The organism is Sandarakinorhabdus sp., assembly GCF_031422795.1.
Taxonomy (GTDB): Bacteria; Pseudomonadota; Alphaproteobacteria; order Sphingomonadales; family Sphingomonadaceae; genus Sandarakinorhabdus.
Map to the genome: position 1 here is coordinate 1 of NZ_JANPML010000267.1, position 5267 is coordinate 5267.

Consider the following 5267-nt stretch of genomic DNA (forward strand, 5'->3'; position numbering starts at 1 on the left):
GGTTTGGCAGCCGGGCTCACCTGGCGCAGCACGTCGATATTGTCCATCACCCAGAAACTGCGGCCGTGGGTGGAGATCACCAGATCATGATCGGTCACCGCCAGATCTGAAACCTGCACCGCGGGCAGATTGGCCTGCAGCTTGTTCCAGGATGTACCGCCATCAAAGCTGGTCCACACCCCGCGTTCGGTGCCGAGGTAAAGCAGGCCGGCGCGCTTGGTGTCTTCACGGATCGATCGCGCCATCTCGTCGGCGGGCAGGCCGGCGGCGATCTGCACCCAGGTCCTGCCGTAATCGCTGGTCTTCCACGCGATCGGCGCGAAATCATCCATCAAAAAACGGTGACCAACCACATAGGCCGTGCCCGGGTTGTGGGGGCTGTCTTCCACCGTGGTGATCTTGGTGAACTTTGGCAGACTGGGCGGGGTGATATTGGCCCAGGTCGCGCCGCCATCGCGGGTGATGTGCACCAGGCCATCATCAGAGCCGGACCAGATCACGCCCTTTTCCAGCCGCGACGGCGCCAGCGCAAACACGGTGGCATAGGTTTCAACGCCGGTCTGATCGCGCGTGATCGGCCCGCCCGACGGCCCCAGCGTGGCCGGATCATGCGCGGTCAGATCCGGGCTGATCTTCTCCCAGCTCTGGCCTTCGTTGCGGCTGCGCCAGACATGCTGCGATGTCACATACAGAGTGCCGGCATCGTGCGGATCAAACACAATGGGGAAGGTCCATTGGAACCGCTCGGCAACGTCGATGGCGCTGTAGCCCATGGGATTGTCGGGCCGCACGGTGATGGTGCGGCTTTGCCCGGTGCGGTGATCATAGCGGGTGAGCAGGCCGCCATAGCTGCCGGCATAATAGATATCGGGATTGCGCGGGTCGGGCGCGACATAGCCGCTTTCACCGCCGCCCGCCGCGATACCATACAGGCCGCCCAGCACGTTCTGATTGCCCCAGCTGCGCGACGGCACGCAGATGGTGCTGTTGTCCTGCTGGCCGCCGCAGGCATAATAAGGTTTGTGCGCGGTCAGGCCGAGGCGATAGATTTGCGCCGTCGGGAAATTCTGCTTCGTCCAGCTGGTGCCGCCGTTCACCGATACGTTGGCGCCGCCATCATTGGCCTGCACCATGCGGGCATTGTTGTCGGCGGCAATCCACAGATCGTGATTGTCGCCGTGCGGCACCTTGATCTTCTTCGGAAATGTCTTGCCGCCATCATCGGAGCGGTGGAAATTGACGTTGAGCACGTAAACGCGCTCCTTGTCCTTCGGATCGGCGACGATGCGCGTGTAGTAAAAGGCGCGCTGGCGCAGATCACGGCTGTCGTTGCGCTTTTCCCAGGTCGCGCCACCATCGTTGCTGGCATAAACCCCGCCCGCCGCGTCGTGTTCGATGATGGCATAAACGCGATTTGCATCGACCGGCGAAACGCTCACCCCGATCTTGCCGAGCAGGCCGTCCTTGGGCAGGCCCGGTGCGCGGCTGATTTCCGCCCAGGTGGTGCCGCCGTCGCTGCTCTTGAACAGGCCGCTGCCCGGCCCGCCGCTCGACATGCCCCACGGCTTGCGCCACGCCTCCCACAGCGCGGCATAGATCACGTCGGGGTTCCTGGGATCAATGCTGATGTCGACCGCGCCGGTCTTGGCGTCGCGGTAGAGGATCTTGCTCCAGCTTTTGCCGCCGTCCTTGGTACGGAACACGCCGCGATCGGGATTGTCGGCGCCATAATGGCCAAAGCCGCCAACAAACACCGTGTCGCAATCCTTGGGGTGGATGCGCACGCGGCTGAAGTTGTGGACGTCGGCCAGACCGATCTTGGCCCAGGTCTTGCCGGCATCGCTGGTTTTCCACACGCCGTTGCCGGGCAGCACGTTGCCGCGCAATTGTGCTTCACCGGTGGTGGCATAAACAACGTCGGGATCGGCCTCGCACACGGCGACGCCGCCAAACGCCGCTGTATCGGTCTTGCCGTCGGTCATCGGCTGCCAGCTGGTGCCGCCGTCGGTCGTCTTCCACAGGCCGCCGCCGGCAGCGGCAAACCAATATTCATTGACTCGGCTGACGCTGCCGCTTGCCGAGATGGAGCGGCCGCCGCGCGCCGGGCCGATGTTGCGCCATTTCAGGCCAGTGAAATAGGCTTCGACCCCAGTCACTGGCCCATTCTCTGTCTTTGCTGGTGCCGTCTCCGCTGCACCTGCCTGCCCCGCCACCAGCGCCGCAACACCCACAGCCACCAGCAAATTTGCGCGCATGATCATTCTCTCCGTTTTGCCATTCGTAGCATCCGGAGAGCAGGAGGCAATCGCTCTAGTTCAGTGCATGCCACAGATTGTAAAGGCTGCTCGCCAGCAGCACGAAGCCCACCAGCACCAGCAGGCGGAACGCCGGGATCCGGCTGGCAATGATGGCACCCAACGGCGCGGCCAACAGCCCGCCGATGATCAGCCCGACAACAGCCGTCGAAAACGCCGACATCCCCAATTGCGTGACGAAGCTGGCCGAAATCGCCATCGTCACCAGAAATTCGGCGGTGTTCACGGTGCCGATGGTGGTGCGCGGCGAGGCGCCCTGGATCAGCAGGTTGGAGGTAACAATCGGGCCCCAGCCGCCGCCGCCAGCGGCATCGAGGAACCCACCCACCAGGCCGAGCGGCGGCACCAGCCGCGGTGGCCGCGCCGGTGGGCCATGGTCCAGCCGCCACGCCCGCCACAACAGATAGACGCCAATGCCGGCCAGATAGACCATCACGAACGGCCGCGCGAAGGTGGCATCGATGTTCGACAGCAGATAGGCCCCGGCTGCCCCGCCGATCATCCCCGGGATCGCCAGCCTGGCCAGCAAGCCCCAATCGACGTTGCGATAGATGATGTGACTGACCGCCGAAGCCGCCGTGGTGAAGCATTCCACCAGATGCACATTGGCCGATGCCCGGGCCGGCGCCAGACCGACCACGCCCACCAGCATCAGGTTGGTGATCAGGCCAAAGGCCATGCCCAGCGCGCCATCGACCAGTTGCGCCACAAAACCAACCGCAACGAAAGGCAGCAGCGCCTGGACAAATTCAATCGTAAGATCAGGCAATTCCATCAGATCAGCCCGAATCCCGGCCGTGCCTGGCACCGGGCTGTTTGCTGCTGGCTGATGATCTGCATGGCCAATCCCTGTTGTCCGCCCGAACAGGCGAAGCCGCGTTGGTAACAGGTGATTGTGGCGAATTAAATCGCCGGGGCCGCCCGAATTGCCGGATTTTGCGGCAATCAATTTCTCGGCTGCGACAAGCCGCGCTTGGGCTTGGCTTAATGGTGACTTGTCAGGTCACTACGTCGGGCAGGGTCCGACCGGTGTGGCGGGCGATGCCGGCGATGCCATCGGCGGCAGCGATCAGATCGGCCAGCATGTCGCCGGTTTCACGGTCGATGGCGCCGTCGTGCGGCTGAAACGCTTCGAGATAGACGCGCAATGTCGCGCCTTCGGTGCCAGTGCCCGACAGGCGGAAAACGATGCGCGATCCGCAAGCAAACAGCACGCGCAGGCCCTGGTTGGCGCTGATCGCGCCATCAACCGGATCGGTATAACTGAAACTGTCGGCAGCAGCCACGCTGAGCGGGCCGAAATGGCGGCCCGGCAGGCTGGCCAGGCTGGCAGCCAGTTCGGCCATCAGGGCATTGGCGCGGTCGCTGTCGACGGCTTCATAATCATGGCGGGCATAATAATTGCGGCCAAATCGCGCCCAGTGTTCGCGGGCCAGCGCATTGACGCTGATGCCGCGCACCGCCAGTATGTTGAGCCACAGCAGTACCGCCCACAGCCCGTCCTTTTCGCGGACATGATCGGAACCGGTGCCGGCACTTTCTTCACCGCAGATCGTGGCCAGCTGCGCATCAAGCAGCGTGCCGAAGAATTTCCACCCGGTGGGGGTTTCAAAACAGGGGATGCCCAGCGCCGCCGCCACCCGGTCTGCGGCTGCGCTGGTCGGCATGGAACGGGCAATGCCTTTCAAGCCGCCAGCATAGCCCGGCGCCAGATGGGCATTGGCCGCCAGCATCGCCAGCGAATCCGACGGGGTGATGAAGCGGTGCCGACCGATGATCAGATTGCGATCACCATCGCCATCCGATGCCGCGCCGAAATCGGGCGCATCGGCGGCCATCATCGTATCATACAGCGCCTTGGCGTGGACCAGATTGGGATCGGGGTGATGGCCGCCGAAATCCTCCAGCGGGGTGCCGTTTCGCACCGTGCCCGTCGCAAAGCCCAGCCGCCGTTCCAGGATCTCCACCGCATACGGCCCGGTCACGGCGCTCATCGCGTCAAAGGCCATGGTGAAACCGGCGGCGACAGCGCGGCGGATGGCGGCGAAATCGAACAGGCTTTCCATCAATTCGGCATAATCGGCGACCGGATCGATCACATCGACGATCATGCCGCCCACGTTGCTGGTGCCGATGCGATCAAGATCAACGTCACCCGCGACCGACAGCCAGCGATCGATCGCCTGCGTGCGGGCAAAGATCGCATCGGTCACCGCTTCCGGCGCCGGGCCGCCATTGGCGATATTGTATTTGATGCCGAAATCCTCGTCTGGCCCGGCCGGATTGTGGCTGGCCGACAGGATGAGGCCACCGCTGGCAGCATATTTGCGGATGACATGGCTGGCCGCCGGGGTGGAGAGGATGCCGCCCTGACCGACCAGCACCCGGCCATAGCCATTGGCCGCCGCCATGCTGATGGCCTGGGCGATCACCACCCGATTGTGATAGCGGCCGTCACCGCCGATCACCAACGTGGCGCCTGCAGGCCGTTCCACCACGTCAAACACCGACTGGATGAAGTTTTCGGCATAGCCTGGTTGGCTGAACACCCGCACCTTTTTGCGCAATCCGGATGTGCCCGGTTTCTGGCCGGGAAAGGGCGTGGTCGAATGGGTGATGATGGTCATTGCCTGCCTGCCCGTGCGTGGTCGCCTTCCCTGTTCCTCTAGAAGCCGACATACGCATCAGGCAAGGCCAGAGCCGGCTTGTCATTTGCCGGCGCATCGGCTTGAGTCCTGTTTTGGTACGAAGCACTGAAATCCGGGGTTGATCGATGAAGCACATGCTGTTCCGGGCCATCTTGTTGGCCAGCCTTGCCGCCCTGCCCCAGATATCGGCCGCACCCGCCATCGCGCAGGCGCATGATCCGCTGCAGTGGGCGGGCCTGCATTACCGGCAGGTCGGCCCGTGGCGCGGCGGGCGGGCAACGACCGTTACCGGCGTGCCGTCGCA

Annotated in this window: 3 protein-coding genes; all 3 read right to left on the reverse strand. The window is 63.8% G+C overall.

Features of this window, described 5'->3' with window-relative positions; all coding sequences use genetic code 11:
• Nucleotides 1-2255 (reverse strand): VPS10 domain-containing protein (locus RMO81_RS09625; protein ID WP_310475628.1); only part of this gene is annotated, 2255 nt, incomplete at its 3' end.
• Nucleotides 2256-2310: 55 nt separating this feature from the next.
• Nucleotides 2311-3090, reverse strand: a complete 780-nt coding sequence (locus RMO81_RS09630) for a sulfite exporter TauE/SafE family protein (RefSeq protein WP_310475629.1) — start codon at nt 3088-3090, stop codon at nt 2311-2313.
• 223 nt (nt 3091-3313) lie between these two features.
• The gene (locus RMO81_RS09635) at nt 3314-4942 is read right to left on the reverse strand and encodes an alpha-D-glucose phosphate-specific phosphoglucomutase (protein WP_310475630.1); all 1629 of its coding nucleotides are present in this window, start codon (nt 4940-4942) and stop codon (nt 3314-3316) included.
• Between the last annotated feature and the right edge of the window lie 325 nt (nt 4943-5267).